12 protein-coding genes are annotated in these 18,017 nt (G+C 68.1%); 4 read left to right on the top strand and 8 right to left on the bottom strand.

Annotated features, from left to right (window positions below):
* Nucleotides 1–84 precede the first annotated feature (84 nt).
* The 7 genes from BLQ77_RS12840 to BLQ77_RS12810 form a co-directional block, all read right to left on the bottom strand.
* Nucleotides 85–1,473 (bottom strand): sensor histidine kinase, encoded by a 1,389-nt coding sequence (locus BLQ77_RS12840; RefSeq protein WP_131822013.1) that lies wholly within the window; start codon nucleotides 1,471–1,473, stop codon nucleotides 85–87.
* Nucleotides 1,474–1,716: 243 nt separating this feature from the next.
* Complete coding sequence (locus BLQ77_RS12835; protein ID WP_089959683.1) at nucleotides 1,717–3,912, bottom strand: xanthine dehydrogenase family protein molybdopterin-binding subunit; 2,196 nt, start codon at nucleotides 3,910–3,912, stop codon at nucleotides 1,717–1,719.
* Nucleotides 3,909–4,931, bottom strand: coding sequence for an FAD binding domain-containing protein (locus tag BLQ77_RS12830; RefSeq protein ID WP_089959681.1), 1,023 nt, complete (start codon nucleotides 4,929–4,931; stop codon nucleotides 3,909–3,911). The genes BLQ77_RS12835 and BLQ77_RS12830 overlap by 4 nt, the downstream gene beginning before the upstream one ends.
* On the bottom strand, nucleotides 4,928–5,434 hold the full coding sequence (locus BLQ77_RS12825; RefSeq protein WP_089959678.1) for a 2Fe-2S iron-sulfur cluster-binding protein: 507 nt from the start codon (nucleotides 5,432–5,434) through the stop codon (nucleotides 4,928–4,930). The genes BLQ77_RS12830 and BLQ77_RS12825 overlap by 4 nt, the downstream gene beginning before the upstream one ends.
* 99 nt (nucleotides 5,435–5,533) lie before the next feature.
* Nucleotides 5,534–7,747: a malto-oligosyltrehalose synthase gene (gene treY / locus BLQ77_RS12820; protein WP_089959675.1), complete on the bottom strand. Its 2,214-nt coding sequence runs from the start codon at nucleotides 7,745–7,747 to the stop codon at nucleotides 5,534–5,536.
* Nucleotides 7,744–9,459, bottom strand: coding sequence for a malto-oligosyltrehalose trehalohydrolase (gene treZ / locus BLQ77_RS12815; protein WP_089959672.1), 1,716 nt, complete (start codon nucleotides 9,457–9,459; stop codon nucleotides 7,744–7,746). Before treZ ends, treY begins: the two co-directional genes overlap by 4 nt.
* A gap of 228 nt (nucleotides 9,460–9,687) precedes the next feature.
* A complete protein-coding gene (locus BLQ77_RS12810) occupies nucleotides 9,688–10,860 on the bottom strand; it encodes a sugar phosphate nucleotidyltransferase (RefSeq protein WP_089959669.1) in 1,173 nt (390 codons plus the stop codon).
* Between the two features lie 670 nt (nucleotides 10,861–11,530).
* Between BLQ77_RS12810 and BLQ77_RS12805 the strand changes: the two genes are divergently transcribed.
* Nucleotides 11,531–12,025 carry an MgtC/SapB family protein gene (locus tag BLQ77_RS12805; RefSeq protein ID WP_040385056.1) on the top strand — a complete coding sequence of 165 codons (495 nt, stop codon included), beginning with the start codon at nucleotides 11,531–11,533 and terminating at the stop codon, nucleotides 12,023–12,025.
* Between the two features lie 228 nt (nucleotides 12,026–12,253).
* Here the strand turns inward: BLQ77_RS12805 and BLQ77_RS12800 are convergent, their stop codons facing one another.
* A complete protein-coding gene (locus BLQ77_RS12800) occupies nucleotides 12,254–13,171 on the bottom strand; it encodes a LysR family transcriptional regulator (protein WP_089959667.1) in 918 nt (305 codons plus the stop codon).
* A 172-nt stretch (nucleotides 13,172–13,343) separates the two neighbouring features.
* Here BLQ77_RS12800 and xdhA point away from each other — a divergent pair, with 172 nt between their 5' ends.
* Genes xdhA through xdhC form a run of 3 tightly spaced genes read left to right on the top strand, consistent with a single transcriptional unit; the run spans nucleotide 13,344 to nucleotide 17,959 of the window.
* Entirely contained in the window at nucleotides 13,344–14,795 is a 1,452-nt protein-coding gene (gene xdhA, locus BLQ77_RS12795) for a xanthine dehydrogenase small subunit (protein ID WP_089959665.1), read from the top strand.
* Between the two features lie 12 nt (nucleotides 14,796–14,807).
* Nucleotides 14,808–17,135: a xanthine dehydrogenase molybdopterin binding subunit gene (gene xdhB, locus BLQ77_RS12790; protein ID WP_089959663.1), complete on the top strand. Its 2,328-nt coding sequence runs from the start codon at nucleotides 14,808–14,810 to the stop codon at nucleotides 17,133–17,135.
* Complete coding sequence (gene xdhC / locus BLQ77_RS12785) at nucleotides 17,132–17,959, top strand: xanthine dehydrogenase accessory protein XdhC (protein WP_089959661.1); 828 nt, start codon at nucleotides 17,132–17,134, stop codon at nucleotides 17,957–17,959. Before xdhB ends, xdhC begins: the two co-directional genes overlap by 4 nt.
* Nucleotides 17,960–18,017 lie beyond the last annotated feature (58 nt).

Below are 18,017 nucleotides of genomic sequence, written 5' to 3'. Positions count from 1 at the left end.
GCCTGCCCTCCCCGCTTCAGGAACTGGCAACAGGTAGGTCAGCGGATTGCGTGCAACGCACGGCACGCCAGGCAAAGGGCTGCGTCAGTCGGTCTGATCAAAGGCACAGCGTAGACTCCAGGTCAGGCCGGTCGCTGCATAGTCGAACGAGATCTCGGCGCCGAGCGACGACCTGAGCATGTCGCCGGTCAGAGCCGAGCCGAAGCCCTTCCGCGTCGGCGGCGTGACCTTGGGTCCGCCGTTTTCCTGCCAGACGATCTCGAGCACCTTGCCATCATCCGCCGCGACCCACGTCACGACGAGCCAGCCGTCCTCGCTCGACAAGGCGCCATACTTGACCGCATTGGTGGTCAGCTCGTGAAACGCCAGCGCGAGAGCCTGGGCCGCACCTGCCGGAACCACCACGCCGGGATCGCCCTTCAATATGATACGACTTCCGATCAGCTCCGAGAAATACGGGATCTGCGTTCGGATCAGGTCCTCGACGCCGATGTCGCTCCAACTCTGTTTCAGAAGCAGGTCCTGAGCCGCGGACATGCTCTCGAGCCGCGACTGGAAGGTGGTCAGGAAGTCGTCGGGCCGGGTCTTGGCGGTCTGGCGGCAAATCGCCAGAACGAGCGTGACGAGGTTCTTGCTGCGGTGGTTCAGCTCGTCCAGCAGCGCGTCGATGGTGTTCTGCGCCTTGCGTCGCGCGGTGATGTCCTCGGCAATCGCCGCCAGCCCCTTCACCTCACCGCCGGACCGGATGGGAAAGAAATGTTCGCGCCAGTGGCGCGTCTCGTCCGGGGCCGCCGGCGTGGTGCCCGAGATCTCCACGTCTCGACGCGACCCCCCGGTGCGAAGGAGCTCCTCGAAGAGCGCCGTGACACCGTCGATGTTCTGCACCTCGGGCAAAAGATCCTTCACGGTCTTTCCGATATGAAGCTCGGGCGCGAGCCCGTTCATCTCCGCCATCATCGCGTTGATCCTGACGAATTTCAGGTCCCGGTCCCAGATGGCGATACCAACCGGAGCCTGATGGAACACCGCGTCCAGAATCTCGGCGTCCGCAATCCGGGAGCTATCGGCGCCGGGTTGGTCCGGGACCGATCCAAGCGCCGCTGCGTCGGACCGGCCGACAAGACTGGTCACGTCGGTTTCGACGCCGGACAGCCGGATTGCCCTGCCTGTTCCATCACGCGCAACGGTGCCCCGGTCGAGAAGGGTGCGGACGTCCCTGTCGGGACGGATGATCCTGAAGCAACGCTCGTAGCTGTCGTGACTTGCGCGGACTGCGTCCATATCCCTGCGAACCCTCTCGCGGTCCTCGGGATGGATCAGCTCAAACACGTCTTCTGCACGGGCAGGTGCGCTTTCGAGTCCGTAGAGTTGAAGCCGGCCTGCGCTCCAAAGCACCTCGCCGGTCCCGATGGTCCACTCGTAATGCCCTGTTCCCGGAAACACCGCATCGGCACCATTCACAAAGTCGGTCACGCGCGTCCCATCGCCTCCTGAGAGGCCGCGAGAAGCCGCTTGCCCATCTCCTCCGGTCAAGATGGCATTGTCACGCGCTTTGGCAAGCGCTTGCGAGCGCGCGCAGCAAGCCCGGCCGGCATGCGGATCGGTCTTGCTGCGCGCGGTGACCGACCCGCTTGCAGGGTGACCTGCCCGAGCCCGGCTCCGATCGCGGCGCGATGCTATCAGGCACGTCCGCCGAATGGACGGCGGACGTCTGGGTCAGTAGCCCGCCGCGTCCATCGCCGCGATGACCCGGTCGGGGGTCGCGGGCATGTCATAGATGCGTGCTCCGCAGGCGTTGCGCACGGCGTTCAGGATCGCTGCGCCCGCCCCGGAAATCCCCAGCTCGCCGATCCCCTTGGTCTGGATCGGGTTGGCCATGTCGTCGCGTTCCTCGAGGAAGACCACCGTCATGTCGCCGGGCACATCCGCATGGGCGGGCACGTGGTAATTGGCGAGGTCGCGGGTTACCATGTGACCGGTGCGCGGATCGTGCGCCATCTCCTCGGTCAGGGCCGAACCGACGCCCCAGATCATCCCGCCAAGCGCCTGCGACCGGGCTGTCTTCTCGTTGAGAATACGGCCCATGGCCATCACGCCGAGCATCCGGCGCACCCGCACCTCGCCGGTGTAGGCATGTACCGCGACCTCGGCGAAATGCGCGCCGAAGCCGGACGAGAAATGACTTTCCGAGGTGTCGCCGGCCTCGACGGACGCCTCCTCGACCAGTTCCGCGTCGATCAGCTCGGACAGCGGCACCTCGCGGTTTCCGCCACGGGCCATGCCGTTCTGGAGGGTCAGGTCGGAGGGCTCACAGCCCATGCGCTCGGCCAGCGTCTCGCGGATGGCCTTCGCCGCAAGGAAGGTCGCGGAGCCAGCCGAGCTTGCGCCGAACGAACCGCCGGAGCCCGCAGCGGCGGGGAAGCGCGTGTCGCCAAGGCGCACCTCGACCTTCTCCACGGGAAGGCCCAGCATCTCGGCAGCGATCTGTCCGAGGATCGCATAGGTGCCGGTACCGATGTCGGTCATGTCGGTCTCGACCACCGCACCTTCGGCGCTCAGGCGCACGCGCGCCGCGGATTCGATCAGCATGTTCGAGCGTGCGGCCGACGCCATGCCCATACCGACGTACCACTCGCCGTCGCGGCGGGTGCCCACCGGCTTGCGATCCTTCCAGCCAAAGCGCTCGGCCCCGTCACGCAGGCAGTCGGCAAGGCGTGTCGCGCTGAAGGGCTGGCCGGTCATCGGGTTCTTCTCGGGCAGGTTCTTCAGCCGCAGCTCAACGGGGCACATCCCGAGCATCTCGGCCAGCTCGTCCATCGCCTGTTCCAGCGCCAGCATGCCGACCGCCTCACCCGGGGCCCTCACCGAGCCCGAGGGCGTACGGCTGACCCGGGCGAGGGTCTGCGCAAAGCTCAACCCCTCGGCACCATAGAGGAACTGCGACGCCTGGCTCACGGGCTCGGCAAAGCCCTCGTCCTGGAGGTTGGTCACGCGGTCGTCGTGCGACAGTGCCAGCAGGCGACCGCTGCGGTCGGCTCCGAGGCGCAGGCGCTGGGTGGTCTCGGTCCGGCGTAGCACCGCGTCGAAGACGGTCTGTCGGGCCATGACGACACGCACCGGGCGCCGCAACTCACGTGCCGCGAGCGCGGCCGAGACCGCTTCGGGGCCGATGCCCAGCTTGGAGCCGAACCCGCCGCCGATGTAGGGCGACAGAATGCGCACGTTCTCGGGGTCGATGCCAACGGCATCCGCCAGTTCCAACCGGTTGGTCTTGAGCATCTGCTGCGCACCGCGCAGGGTGAGCGTCTCTCCCTCCCATTCGGCAAGGGCCGCGTGCGGCTCCATCGCCGCCGCCGCATGGGGTGGGGTGGAATAGGCACGATCGAGCGTAACATCAGCCTTGCTGAACGCCGCCTCGAAATCGCCCGCAGTTTCCGGGTCACCCTTTTCCAGCGCATCCGTCTTCGCAGGGTCGGTATCGACATTGGCGTCCGCATCGTAGCTCACCACGAGCCGCTGCGCCGCGTCACGCGCTGCCTCGAAGCTCTCGGCCACCACGAGCGCGATGGGCTGGCCGTGGTAATGGACTTCGTCGCCGGGCTGCACGGGCGCCTCACCGGCCATGCCCTGCGCCGGGTTTCGAATGAACCGAGGACCATGGAAAACCCCCAGAAGCCCAGGGGTCTCGGCCACGGACGCGGTGTCTATGCCGGTGATCCGCCCCCGCGGAATCGTTGCGCGCACCAGAACGCCATGCGCCGCGTTGTCCGGCATCCCGTCAGCCGCGTAGGCGGCGCGCCCGGAGACCTTCTTGGGCCCCTCCGGCCGATCCAGGGGAGCGCCGATAATGCCCTGACCGGTTTCGTCGAGAAGGCGCGGCTGCGCCTCGTCCATGCGGAAGGTCTTGGTCATGCCGGGGTCCTCGTCGTCGGGTTGGCGGCCGCGGAGTCGGCCAGGCCGGTGGCCTCACGCAGCGCGGCAATCAGGGTGCGCCGCAGCAGCGGAATCTTGAACTCAGTGTCGGGATGGCAGCTGGCCTGCGCGACCAGCGCGTCTGCGGCCGTGGCGAAGGCGTCGTCGCCGGGGGCGGCGCCGATGAGCGCCTGCTCCGCCTCGGGATTCGTCCAGGGGCAAGGTGCAACCCCGCCGCAGGCCAGCGAGACCGAGGCAATGCGCTCATCCTTCATCTCGACCGCCACCGCCACAGAGACCAGCGCGAAGGCATATGAAGCGCGGTCCCGCACCTTCTTGTAGACCTGCCGCGTCTGGGGGCGCGGCGCAGGCAGCCGCACGGCGGTGATGATCTCGCCTGCCCCGAGCACAGTTTCGAGATCCGGCCGGTCCCCCGGAAGGCGGTAAAGCTCGCGCACCGGGACAAGGCGTATGCCCCCGTCTGCCGCACGGATCTCGACCTCGGCCGCCAGGGCGGTCAGGGCCACGGCCATGTCCGAGGGATGCGCCGCGAGGCAGTGCTCGGAGGTGCCGAAGATGGCCAGCATCCGCCCTACCCCGCCCTGCGCCGCACAGCCTTCGCCCGGGGTGCGCTTGTTGCACGCCATCGCGGTGTCGTAGAAATACGGACAGCGGGTGCGCTGCAGCAGGTTGCCGCCAGTCGTCGCCTTGTTGCGGATCTGCGCCGACGCACCGGCGAGGATGGCGCGCGAGAGCAAGGGCCAGCCGCTGCGGACGCGGGCATCCGCCGCAAGCTCGGAATTGGTGACCAGCGCGCCGATGCGCAACCCGTCACCGTGTTCGGAGATGCCCTTCAGGTCCTCGAGCCGCGAGATGTCCACCAGCCGCCCCGGGACCATCACCTGGATCTTCATCAGGTCGAGAAGGTTGGTGCCGCCGGCGATGATGCTCGCGCCGTCGCCAAGCTGCCCTGCGGCACCGTCGAGGCTCTCGGCCCGGCTGTATTCGAAATCCCTCATGACTTCACCTCGGCGGCCATGGCGATCGCCTCGCGTATCAGCGGGTAGGCCGAGCAACGGCAGAGGTTGCCGCTCATGCGCTCGGCGATCTCGGCGTCGTCAAGCGGCATGTCGCCCTCGAGCGAGGCCGAGGCGTAGGACGGCTCGCCCGCCCTCAACTCCTCGAGCATGGCCGTCGCCGACATGATCTGACCCGGGGTGCAGAAACCGCACTGGAAGCCATCTTTCGCAACGAAGGCCTTCTGCAGCGCGTTCAGGGCCTCCGGGCTGCCAAGTCCTTCGATGGTTGTCACCTCGTCACCCTCGTGCATCGCGGCAAGACAGAGGCAGGAGTTGACCCGCTTGCCGTTTAGCAGGACCGTGCAGGCACCGCATTGGCCGTGGTCGCAGCCCTTCTTGCTCCCGGTCAGGCCGAGATGGTCGCGCAGCGCGTCGAGGAGGGTGGTCCGCGTGTCGTGTTCGATCTCGCGCGGCTCTCCGTTCACCGTTAGTCGTGTCCGCATGTGTCTCTCTCGCTTGAAGGTGGCGTTGGACCGCGCGATCTGCGTGTCCAGGGTGAGGTCAACCGCCGGCTGGGCGGGAAGTTCCGAGATCCGGGGTCATCACCCGTTGTGCCGTGCATCCGCCGTGCGGCGCGTCGCGAGCGCTTCGGGCAGGATCGAGCCGTCGCGGGCAAAGCGCAGAACCACCGCATCGTCCCGGTGCTCGCGGATCAGTCGCAGCGCGTCGCCGTCCTGTTCGAGCCGACATGCACCTTGCGCGAAGACCTCACGGTGCTGACGGCGCAACGACAGCAACTCCCGGAGCAATTCGCGTTTGCGCGCTCCGAAGATGTTGACCGGGGCGGCGGGATCGAGCGGCGCCCGGTTGTCCGGATCGGTGAGCGCGAAGAGGCCGGTCTCGGTGCCCTGGTAGATGTCCGGCACGCCCGGGATCATGCAGCGCAGCGCAAGCTGGGTGAGCGAGAGGCTCTCTCCCACCCGAACCAGCTCGCGCAGAGCGTCGGGGGCATGTGTCCGCCAGTCCGCCAGCAGCGCCCGGGCGGAATCACCCGCCTGCGCCTCTGCCGCCTCGTCTGGGTCGTGCCACTGGGTCACCTCCTTCGCCTCGCGCAGGGCCTTTTCCAGATGCGCTGCCAACCGCTCTTCGAGGTCGTCTCGATCGGGCTCCCAGAGGGCGAGCGCCGATTGCAGCACGTACCAGCGCGTCGACGTGTCCGGCGGATGCGGCGCGTCGAGCGCCTCGGCATCCTGCCAGAGGATGGCCGCGCATTCGGGCCGATGGGTCAGCGCGATGAGGCGGGCCCGGGCATCTTCGGCGCGCTTGGTGTCATGGCTTGACCCGAGCGCAAGCGCCCCCGGCCAATGCTGCAGGCGATCATTGCACCACGCCTCGAACTCGCCGGGCGAGAGCGGCGGCGCGTCGGGTTCAGAGCCGACCTCGGCCTCGGCAAGGCAGCGTGTATGGCGGTAGAAGGCGGTGTCCTCCTGGGCCTTCGCCACCACCGCGCCGGTCACCTGCTGGAAGCGCCTGAGGACCGCCTCACCCGCCGGACCGGCCGGCGACAGGAGCAGGCGGTGGACTGCGTCGAGGATCCGGGTGTCGTCAAGCCGGGCACCGGCCTCTGCAACCGTCTGCGCCAACAGCGCCTCGTCTTCGGCGGTGGCACCCTCGTCGTCGAGGTAGCTGCGGTAGCGCGGGAAAGCCACGAGCAGCGCCCGCAACGTGGCGCGCAGGCCGTCCTCCGCGACCGCCATCCCCTGCTCTGCGAGCGCGGCCTCCACCCGGCGGGTCATCTCGCCCAGCTCCGCGGACAGTTCGTGGGACAGGATCTGCTCGCGCGCCTCCCGGCAGGCGGCGGCATAATCGCCCCGCGCCCCGGTTGCCCCGCGCCAGATCGAGTCCAGCAGGTCGAGCCCGGTCCCGTCCATCAGCAGACGGGTGATCCGGTCATTGGCCTCGTAGCCGGTGGTACCGGTCACCGGCCAGTCCCGCAGCTCTTCCTCGCCTGTGAGGATCTTCTCGATCCAGACCGGCACATCGGGACCCACCGCCGCGCGCAGCCGCTGCAGGTATTGCTTCGGGTCGGCGAGCCCGTCCACGTGATCGATCCGCAATCCGTCGGCGAGGCCGCCGCGGACCAGTTGCAGAGGCAGGGCCATCATCGCGTCAAAGACCTCGCGCTTTTCGATGCGCATGCCGATCAGGGTCGTCACATTGAAGAACCGTCGGTGCGTCAGCCGCTTGCGCTCACGCTCCCAGTGCCGAAGCTGCCAGTGCTGGCGTTCGAGGGTATCGGCAATGCCATGCGCCCCGGCGCTTTCCGGCGCGAGCGGCAGCCAGCCGCCATCCCAGTGCAGGCGCATGGCGTCACGGTCGATTTCGAATGCGCCACCGCGGATCATCTCGTCGATCGGTTCAGGCAGGATCGGCAGGATCAGCCCCGCCGTCCAGTCCACGTCGAAATATCTGGCGTAGGGGCTGGCGGCGCCATGGACCAGCGCGTCATGCAGCCACGGGTTTTCGGGGCTGAGCACGGTGTGGTTCGGCACCAGGTCCAGCACGATCCCGAGGCGTTGCGACCGGGCTGCGGCGGCGAGCCGCTCGTAGCCGGAGCGCCCGCCAAGCACAGGGTCGATCTCGGCCGGGTTGGCCACGTCATAGCCGTGCGTGGAACCGCCCTCGGCAGTGAAGATCGGCGAGAGGTAGAGGTGGCTCACGCCAAGCTCGGCGATATGCGGCAGGAGCTCTGTCGCACGGTCGAAGTCGACGCCCTGGCGGAGCTGCAGGCGGTAGGTGGCAACGAGCGGTGTCACGCGGTGATCTCCACTTCCATTCCAAAGGCATCATGGGTCGGATCGCCGAGGCGAAAGGCGCAGGCGGGCAAAGACGCGGCTCCGGTGGCGGGCGTTCCCAGCGACATCAGCATGCGGATCTCGCCCGCCTCGAAGGGCCAGCGCACGGCGAAGGCGCGGGGCCCGTGCCGGGTGACGTCTCCGATGCCGCTCTTGCCGGATTTGAGCAGCGGCACAATGCGGCGGGCTCGAAGATCAAGCAGGTCGCGGGTCAGGGCGCGCCAGCTTTCCGCACGGGCGGGGTCGCGGGCAGGATAGGGGCGCGAGGCCTCGAAGGCCTCGAGTCCGGTGGGGTCGGGCATGTGCTCGGCGTCGTAGCCGATGCGCCCGAGCTCGGCCCGGCGACCGTCGCGCACAGCCCTCCGCATGGCCTCGTCCGGCGGGTCGCAGAAGAAGAGGAAGGGCGCTTCGCTGCCCTCTTCCTCACCCATGAAGAGCAGCGGCAGGAACGGCATGCACAGCAGGACCGCGTGCGTCACCCGTGCGGCCTCCTCTCCGATCAGCGAGATGAACCGCTCGCCATGGGCGCGATTGCCGATCTGGTCGTGGGTCTGGTTGGCGTTGACGAAGGCGGTCCAGGAAAGATGCGCGGCCTCTGTGCCACGGGGACCTTCGGGATGCGGCTGGCCTTCGTCCGCCTGACCGCGTTCCAGCGCCCGGGCGAGATCGGCGAACGGGTCCCGGGCGTAGCGGCTGTAGTAACCCTGCGTCTCTCCGGTCAGGGCCACGTGCAGGACGTTGTGCCAGTCGTCGTTCCACTCGGCATCGAACCCCGCCTCGCGCAGGTGCGTCAGATTGCGCTCGTCCTCGCAGATCAGGTGGACCGGACGGCCGAGGTCAAGCGTGCGGATCTCGTCCGACAGCGCGCGCAGAAAGCGCTGGTCCTGCCCGTCGCGGATCTCGTGCACGGCATCGAGGCGGAACCCGTCCAGCCGGTACTCGCACAGCCAGCCGAGCGCGGCATCCCGGAAGAACGCCTGCACCTCGGGGCGGTGGAACGCGATGCCGTCTCCCCAGGGCGTGGGCTGGTCGGTGAAGAAGTCGGGGGCATAGTCCGGAAGGAAGTTCCCGAAGGGACCGAAGTGGTTCATCACAAGATCGAGCAGCACCATCATGCCATGGCCCTGCGCCTCGGCCACGAAGGCCCGCAGCTCGTCGGGCGTGCCATAAGCGGGATGGGGCGCGCGGATCAGAACGCCATCGTAACCCCAGCCGCGCCGGCCCATGAACTGCGCGACGGGCATGAGCTGGATCGCCGTGACCCCCAGCGCCGCCAGATCCGGCAGCCTGCGCGCGGCCGCGGCAAAGGTGCCCTCGCGGGTGAAGGTGCCGACATGGAGCTCGAAGAAGACCGCCTCTTCGAGAGACCTGCCGGACCACGTCCGCGCCCAGTCGAACGCCTCGGGATCCACCGTCAGAGAAGGCCCCTCGACACCGCCGATCTGAGCGCGCGAGGCCGGGTCGGGCAGGTCCCTGCCATCGATGCGGAAGAGGTAGGCCATGCCCGGACGCGCCGGAATGCGACAGCTCCAGTCGCCCGCCCTGCCCGGCTCCATGGCAAGCTCGCGCCCTTCAAGCAACAAGGCGACATACCGTGCCGCCGGAGCCCAGATCGAGAACCGCCAAGACCCGTCGCCGAGCGGGCGGGCTCCCCATGGCGAGGGCGCTGTCATCCGCCGTGCGCCTCTGTCCCGTGCGCGTGCGTCCGAAGGCCCCCGACGGACCAGACTGCAGCACCTTCGCATGATGCCCCGATCCGGGCCTTCGTTGCGGACCCGGAGAGGTGTCGCTTCCGGGCTCCGCACCGACGGCTTTTGCCGCCCGCACCGCCCAGAAATGCGCCAGGCCGTTTTCGCATCTGGCGCGGCGTCACCGCGACACGGCCGAACGGAGCGATCATGTCAGCCCTCCAATCCGGAGAGCGCGGTCATCCGGGGCGGTCGGCTGACGAACGGACGCGCAGACGTCGGCCTCAGAGCCGCCTCGCGCCGCGCAACCATCTCTGCGGTGATCAGCAGCGTGCCGCCCGCCGAACATCTGAACCAGCGCCGATCCTCCTCGCTGTCGTAGCCCGCGCGAAACCCGTCCGGCAGCCGGACACCCGGTGCCACGATCGCGTTCCTCACCTGGCAGCGGCGGCCGGCACTGCTGCCGGGCAGGAACACGGTTCCCTCCGAGAGGCAGTCGATGGCCTGGGTGATCGGACGGTCCATGGTCTTCGGCAGTGCGACCGGCGTCTCCGCTCCGGAGAAACCCAGCTGGGCAAGACGGTAGGCATCGAGCGAGCCCACGTCGCGCCAGTATCCCCCGGCTCCGGAGCCTCCGTCCGGGAGCCGATAGACCGAGAGCGCGTCCTCGGCGAGGGCGATGGGAAGGATGTCATGCCCGAAATCATGCAGCGTCGACGGGCGCGCGGGCTCGAGCCGCAGCGCCGCCTTCAGCCAGATCCAGTCGAAGACGTAGATCCCGGTCGAGGCGAGCGCACGGTCGCGCTCGCCGATCATGGGCGTGGGGTGCGCCGGCTTCTCGGCAAACCCGAGCAGCTCGCCATCTGCGCCGAGATCGAAGATCCCGAAGTCGGAGGCCTGCGTCAGGGGAACCGCCGTGGCGGCAACCGTGACCGGTCGGGACTGGGAGCGGTGGTGGTCGAGCAGCGTTTCGAGGTCGATATCGACCACGTGGTCACCGGCCAGCACCATGATTTCTCGCGGCGCGTAGGCATCGATCGCCGTCGCGTTGCAGCGCACCGCATCGGCGGTGCCGCGATAGCCATAGGGGCTCAGGAATTCGCCGTCGCGGATCGTGATGCCCTTCTCGAAACTGTGGGCCCAGTGCCGATTGAGATGCCGACAAAGATCATTGGGGCGGTACTGCGTCGCGACAAACAGGTTCTCGAACCGGGCCGTCGCGGCAGCGGCCAGGATGAAGTCGACGATGCGCCCCTCTCCCGAGCCGAAGCTCAGCGCAGGCTTGCATTGCAGGTTCGTAAGCTCGTGCAGTCGAGACCCGCGCCCTCCTGCCAGAAGAAAAGGCAGGCACCGCGACGTCCTCGAGACGTTTTGGGGAATGTTCATCGATCATGGCCTTGTCAGGAAACCAAAATTCCAGGCGGAAGATGTGTCGAACATCTTGTCGCGATGGCGGAGCTTGTGATCTGGCCGGCCGGACGATCCGCACGCACAACCTCCAGGACCGCCGCTTGTTCCGAAAATAGTGCCGTCTCCATGTCGAATTCCGCCGGCAATATATCTGCGTTTTCAGATGCTTCTTGCACTTCGGCGTCCGCCGGCGACCCTTTTGCGTGTGCCGAATGACGGATTGTCGGCCCCGCTCCACTCCATGATTAGCGGGAGGTATGAGAGCTTGGCGGGAGGCGTGCGAGCAGTCGGATCCCGAGACGCGGCTGCCGCTCCCCTTGAAGGTTCGGCGCTCAGCTGGGCTCCATCCCGTTTCCGAAAGCCTGCTCCATTCGATGGCGGTCACGCTCGATGGCGGTCGCGCTCCTGCACGGAGCAGGCTTTCTCAACCTCGCCTCATGCGATCGCCGAACAGCACCTGTCCCGAGCCGCCTGCGACGTATCGTGCCGATCTCACACAGCGGGTCCGGCATCCTTGTGGCGACCTCAGGACTGCTCGGGCAATGCCTGCCACGTGGTGTGGAAGCAGCGGACGGAGCGTGCCGAGGAACACAACATTGGAGAAAGACGTTCACCTCGGTAACATCCAGAGGCAGGTGAAACCGTCGTGCTGACCGAAATCATCAACGAGTTCAACAGTACCTTCTCAGTGGTTCCGGCGCCCGCTGCCTTGGCACGCCTCTTGGCCGCGATCGTCTTGGCAGGCCTGATAGGCCTCGAACGTGAGCGCCGGGAGAAGCCCGCGGGTCTAAGAACTCACATCCTTGTTTCGGTTGCAGCCTGCCTGTTTGTCATACTTGGCCTCGAACTCGCAGCTATGGACTTCGGAGGCGCGTCGGAGCAGCGGAACGACCCCCTTCGCATGATCGAGGCCGTGACCGCTGGCGTCGCATTTCTCGCGGCTGGTCTGATATTCACGTCAGGCGGACGGGTTCGCAACATCACGACGGGCACATCCCTCTGGCTTGCAGGAGCCATTGGGCTGGGATGCGGTGCCGGGCAAATGCCCCTGGCGGCCATGACGACCGCCATAGTCCTTGTGGTCCTGATCGTGCTGCGGTTGCTCGAGAGAAGGCTCGGATGGGGGGAAGGCGACGACTGAACAGAGCTCGACCGTCGTGTGCGGGACGGCAACTCGAGACTGGCTGCGCAGACCGCACATGTCCGAGGTTTGTCGCGGGCAATCCTCCAACCCGGTCAGCAGTCTCTTCGGCCCGAGAACCTCCGCCAGAGCTCTGGCTGCGGCGGATTGCGCGGTGTCGGTCCGGATGTCAGGTCGAATGCCGGGGCGGTCCCTCTATGATTGGCCCCATGGGGAGAGTACCAGCCCTCACCCGCTCTGCAGGTCCCCGACCGCCGCTTTCACCGCTTCCGCCATGTAGTCGACGAAGAGCCTGATCTTCGGATCCTGCAGTTTGCGGTGCGGGAAGAGACAGCCGAAGGTCGCGGGCAGCGGCGGTGTCTGCGGCAGCACCTCGACAAGAGCGCCGCTGCGCAGGTGCTGCGCCACTTCGAGCCGCGGACGGTTGGCGATGCCGTGACCATCCAGCGCCCACCTTGTCAGCACGTCGCCGTCGTCGGCGTCGAAGCGCCCCGCCACCTCGAGCCGCCGCAGCCCGCTCTCGGTCCGCAGTTGCCAGAAATACTCGGGCGAGCGCGGATAGCGCAGCAGCAAGCAATTGTGCTTCCCGCCAAGCAGATCCTCGGGCGACGCCGGGGTGCCGTGACGTTCGAGATAGCCCGGCGCGGCGCAGAGAACCCCCGGGCAGTCGCAGATGTGGCGCAGCTTCAGGTTGGAATCCCTCGGAACGCCAAGGAAGAACGCCACGTCGAGCCGCTCTCCCATCATGTCCACCAGCCGGTCCGACAGGCGCATCTGGACCTGCACCTCCGGGTATCTTTCGGTGAACTCGGGCACCAGCGGCGCGATGATCCGCCGCCCGATCCCCAGCGGCGCCGTGACCCGCAGCGCGCCGCGCGGCGTCTCGGAGAAGTTCGCCACGACCGCCTCGGCCTCGTCGAGCGAGGCGAGCACCGCCTTGGCCTGCTCGTAGAACACCCCCCCGACCTCGGTCGGGGTGATCGAGCGCGTGGTGCGGTTGAAGAGGCGCACCCCAAGCCGGCTTTCCAGTTCCTTGATCCGCTTGCTGGCCACCGCGGGCGTCAGCCGCAGGTCGCGCCCGCCCGAGGTGATGCTGCCGAGTTCGACCACCCGGACAAAAACCCGCAGGCATTCAACGTATTGCATCGCGCCTCTCCTCTCGGGCCCTCGGGCCTGCCCCGGAATAGCACGCGGCGCGACAAACTATTATCAACAATCTGTATAAAGTCCTTGGCGAAACGGCGCGTATTCATTGAGAGTGCCTTCCGCTAGCGTCCCCTCCGATCACCCAGCCACATGCTCAGCCACGGAGGGATGCATGACGCACCGGAGCGAGATCCGCTTTCTGCTCAACGGACGGACGGTGAACCTGCCCACGGTTCCCGCCACGCAGACCCTGCTCGACTTCCTGCGGCTCGACCGCCGCCTCACCGGCACCAAGGAGGGCTGCGCCGAGGGCGACTGCGGCGCCTGCACCGTGCTCGTCGGACGCCTGCACGCCGGGGCGCTGCGCTACGAGGCGGTCAACGCCTGCATCCGCTTCGTGGCCTCGCTCGATGGCTGCCACGTGGTGACGGTCGAGCACCTGTCCGGCCCGGATGGCGCGCTGCACCCGGTGCAGCGGGCGATGGTCGAACACCACGGCGCGCAATGCGGCTTCTGCACGCCGGGCATCGTGATGTCGCTTTACGCGCTCTGGATGCAGACACCCGAGCCAACCGAAACGCAGGTGGAAACCGCGCTGCAGGGCAACCTCTGCCGGTGCACCGGTTACGCCCCGATCATCCGTGCCGCCGTCGCGGTCAGCCAGTACGGCACCCCGGAGGCAGACCACCTGACACTGGAGCGCGGCCGCATCACCGCCGAGCTTCTGGCGCTGAAGGACGCGCGCCGGGTCGAGACCGGCCCCGAGGACAACCGCGCCATCCTTCCCGCCGATCTCGATGATTTTGCCGCCGCCTATGCCGAGCACCCGCAGGCGACGGTGATCGCCGGCGCCACCGACGTCGGGCTCTGGGTGACCAAGTTCCTGCGCCCGATCTCGCCCGCCATCTTCATCGCGCACCTGGCCGAGCTGAAGGCGATCGAGGTCAGCCCCGGGGCCATCACCCTCGGCGCCGGTGTCAGCTATTCCGAGCTCAAGCCGCTGATCACGCAGCACCTGCCGCACCTTGCCGAATACTGGGACCGCATCGCCGGCTGGCAGGTGCGCAACATGGGCACCATCGGCGGCAATATCGCCAATGGCTCGCCCATCGGTGACACGCCGCCGGTGCTGATCGCGCTCGGCGCCGAGGTCACCCTGCGCCATGGCAATTCGCGCCGGAACCTGCCGCTGGAGAAGTTCTTCGTCGACTACGGCAAGCAGGACCGTCGCCCCGGCGAGTTCGTCGAGAGCATCCGCATTCCCCTGCCCTCCTCCGCAACCCGCTGCGCCGCCTACAAGATCTCGAAGCGCCGCGATGAGGACATCTCGGCGGTCGCCGCCGGGATCAGCGTCACCGTCGAGGCCGGGATCATCCGAAGCGCCCGCATCGCGCTCGGTGGCATGGCCGCCACCCCGAAACGCGCCGCAGCGGCCGAGGCCGCGCTGCTGGGCCAGCCGTGGAACGAAGCCAGCTTCGCCGCCGCCGCCCGCGCCATGTCCGGGGACTTCGCCCCGCTCAGCGACTGGCGGGCCAGCGCCGAGTACCGGATGCGCGTCGCGCAGAACCTGCTGCGGCGGTTTTTTCTCGAACAGGATGGCGCGCCCGTCCGCCTGAGCGCCTGAAGGAGCAGAGACATGAAACACCAGTCCAACATCCGCGGCGCCGTCCACCAGGACCGCCAGCATGACAGCGCGATCAAGCACGTCCGCGGCCTTGCCGAGTATACCGACGACATCGCCGAGCCGGCCGGCACGCTGCACGCCTATCTCGGCGTGTCCTCCGTCGCCCACGCCACGCTGAAGGGCATCGACCTTTCCGCCGTGCGCGTTGCACCCGGCGTGATCGATGTGCTGACCGCCGCCGACATCCCCGGCCACAACGACATCAGCCCCACCGGGCGCGGCGACGAGCCGGTCTTCCCGACCGAGAAGATCGAGTTCCACGGCCAGCCGCTCTTTGCCGTGATCGCCGAGACTCGCGACGCCGCCCGCCGGGCTGCCGCGCTCGCCAAGGTGGAGACCGACGTGCTTCCGCATGCGCTGGACCCGATCGCGGCGCAGGCGGCGGGCTATCCGCTCGTGACCGACCCGCTGAAGCTGGAGCGCGGCGAGGTCGGGACCGCGATGGCCTCGGCGCCGCACCGGCTTCAGGGGCGGCTCGTCGTCGGTGGGCAGGATCACATGTACCTCGAGGGGCAGATCGCCTTTGCCCTGCCCGGCGAGGACGAGGATGTGATCGTGCATTGCTCGACCCAGCACCCGAGCGAGGCGCAGCACATGGTGGCGCATGTCCTTGGCTTGCCCTCGAACGCCGTCGTGGTGAACGTGCGGCGCATGGGCGGCGGCTTCGGCGGCAAGGAAAGCCAGATGAACCTCTTTGCCGTGGTTGCCGCCATGGCCGCGAAGCGTCTGAACCGCCCGGTGAAAATCCGCCCCGACCGCGACCAGGACATGACCGCCACGGGCAAGCGCCACGACTTCGTCATCGACTACGACGTGGGGTTCGACGGTGCCGGCCGCATTCGCGCGGTCGACGGCAGCTTCGCGGCGCGCTGCGGCTGGTCCTCGGACCTGTCGGGGCCGGTCACCGACCGCGCGCTGTTCCATGCCGACAACGCCTATTTCTACCCGCATGTCCGGCTGCAGAGCCGCCCGTTGAAGACCAACACCGTCTCGAATACCGCCTTCCGCGGCTTCGGCGGACCGCAGGGCGTGGTCGCCGCCGAGCGGATGATCGAGGAGATCGCATATGCCCTCGGCAAGGACCCTCTGGAGGTGCGCAAGGCCAACTTCTACGGCGATGCGGAGGATGGCCGGAACCTGACCCCTTACCATCAGGAGGTCACCGACAACATCATCGGCCGCGTCGTATCGGAACTGGAGGAAAGCTGCGGCTACCAGCAGCGCCGCCGCGACATCCTCGCGTTCAACGCAGAGGGCGGCGTGCTGCGCAAAGGCATCGCGCTCACGCCGGTGAAATTCGGCATCTCTTTCACCGCCACGCACTACAACCAGGCGGGCGCGCTGATCCACGTCTACTCGGACGGATCCGTGCATCTCAACCACGGCGGCACGGAGATGGGCCAGGGGCTCAACACCAAGGTGGCGCAGGTGGTGGCCGACGCGTTCCAGATCGACTTCGAGCGCATCAAGATCACCCGAACCACCACCGAGAAAGTGCCCAACACCTCGGCCACCGCCGCCTCGTCGGGCTCGGACCTCAATGGCATGGCCGCGCTCGACGCCGCCGAGCAGATCAAGACGCGGCTGGTGGCGTTCGCCGCCGGGCACTGGGGTGTGAGGCCTGAAGAGGTGCGCTTCGTGCCGGGCCATGTGCAGGTGGGTGCGCAGCTGCTGTCGTGGGAGCAGGTCATCAAAGCCGCCTACATGGCCCGGGTGCATCTGTCGGCGGCGGGCTTCTACAAGACGCCGGACATCCACTGGGACCGCGCGGCGGGCAAGGGCCGGCCGTTCTACTATTACGCCTACGGCGCCTCCTGCTCGGAGGTCACAATCGACACGCTGACCGGCGAATACCGGGTGGAGCGCACCGATATCCTGCACGACGTCGGGCGCTCGCTGAACCCGGTGCTCGACCGCGGGCAGGTCGAGGGCGCCTTCGTGCAGGGCATGGGCTGGCTCACCACCGAGGAGCTGTGGTGGGACCAGAAGGGCGCGCTGCGCACCCATGCCCCCTCGACCTACAAGATCCCCCTCGCCTCGGACCGCCCGCGCGTGTTCAACGTGAGCCTTGCCGAATGGTCCGAGAACCGCGAGCGCACGATTAAGCGCAGCAAGGCCGTGGGCGAACCGCCCTTCATGCTGGGCATCTCGGTCTTCGAGGCGCTCTCGATGGCCGTGGCCAGCGTCGCCGATTACCGCGAATTCCCCCGGCTCGACGCCCCCGCCACGCCCGAGCGTGTTCTGCTGGCGGTCGAGCGGCTGGCGGGCCGGGCGGCATGATCGCGCTCGACCGCCTGCTGAGCGGCCCCGGTCCGGTGGCGCGGCTCCGGCTGCGCCGGGTGCGCGGCTCCTCGCCGCGCGAGGCCGGCTGCGAGATGTATGTCTCGGAGCGCGCGCTCCATGGCACCATCGGCGGCGGCCAGCTCGAACACCGGGCAATCGCCGCCGCGCGGGCCCTGCTGGCGCGCGGCGATCTGGCCGAGACGCTGGACCTGCCGCTCGGCCCCGAGATCGGGCAATGCTGCGGCGGGCGGGTCGAGATCGCGCTCAGCCGCATGGGCGCACAGGACCGGCAGGCGGCACTGGCGCGGGCGGCGGAGGCGGCCGCCGCGCAGCCGATGGTGCAGATCCACGGCGCGGGCCATGTCGGCCGGGCACTGGCGGATCTTCTGCAGCACCTTCCGGTGCGTTGCGTTCTGGTCGACAGCCGCGCCGCGGAGCTGGCGCTCTGCGCCGCCCGGGTCGAGACCCGGCTCACCCCGCTGCCCGAGCTCGAGATCGCCACGGCCCCGCCGGACAGCGCCTTCATCGTGCTGACCCATGACCATGCGCTCGACTATCTCTGCGCCGCGGCGGCGCTGCAGCGGAACGATGCGCGCTATGTCGGGCTGATCGGCTCGGCCACCAAGCGCGAAAAGTTCCGTCGCTTCGCCCGCGACCAGTGCGACGGGCTCGAGACCCACGCCCTGACCTGCCCGATCGGCGCGCAGGGCAGCCGCGACAAGCGCCCCGAGGTGATCGCCGCCTTCGTCGTCGCCGAGGTGATGGCCACCCTCACCCACGCGAAGGGCGCGGCGCAGCCCGTGGCCTTCGCCGCCGAGTAACCCCCGCGGCCGCCCGAAGAGGAGCGGGCGCCGCGGAACAACCGCACGCAACCCGAGG

The sequence above is a fragment of the Salipiger thiooxidans genome (assembly GCF_900102075.1).
Classification (GTDB): Bacteria; Pseudomonadota; Alphaproteobacteria; order Rhodobacterales; family Rhodobacteraceae; genus Salipiger; species Salipiger thiooxidans.
This window is presented reverse-complemented; position numbering and strand designations above follow the sequence as displayed.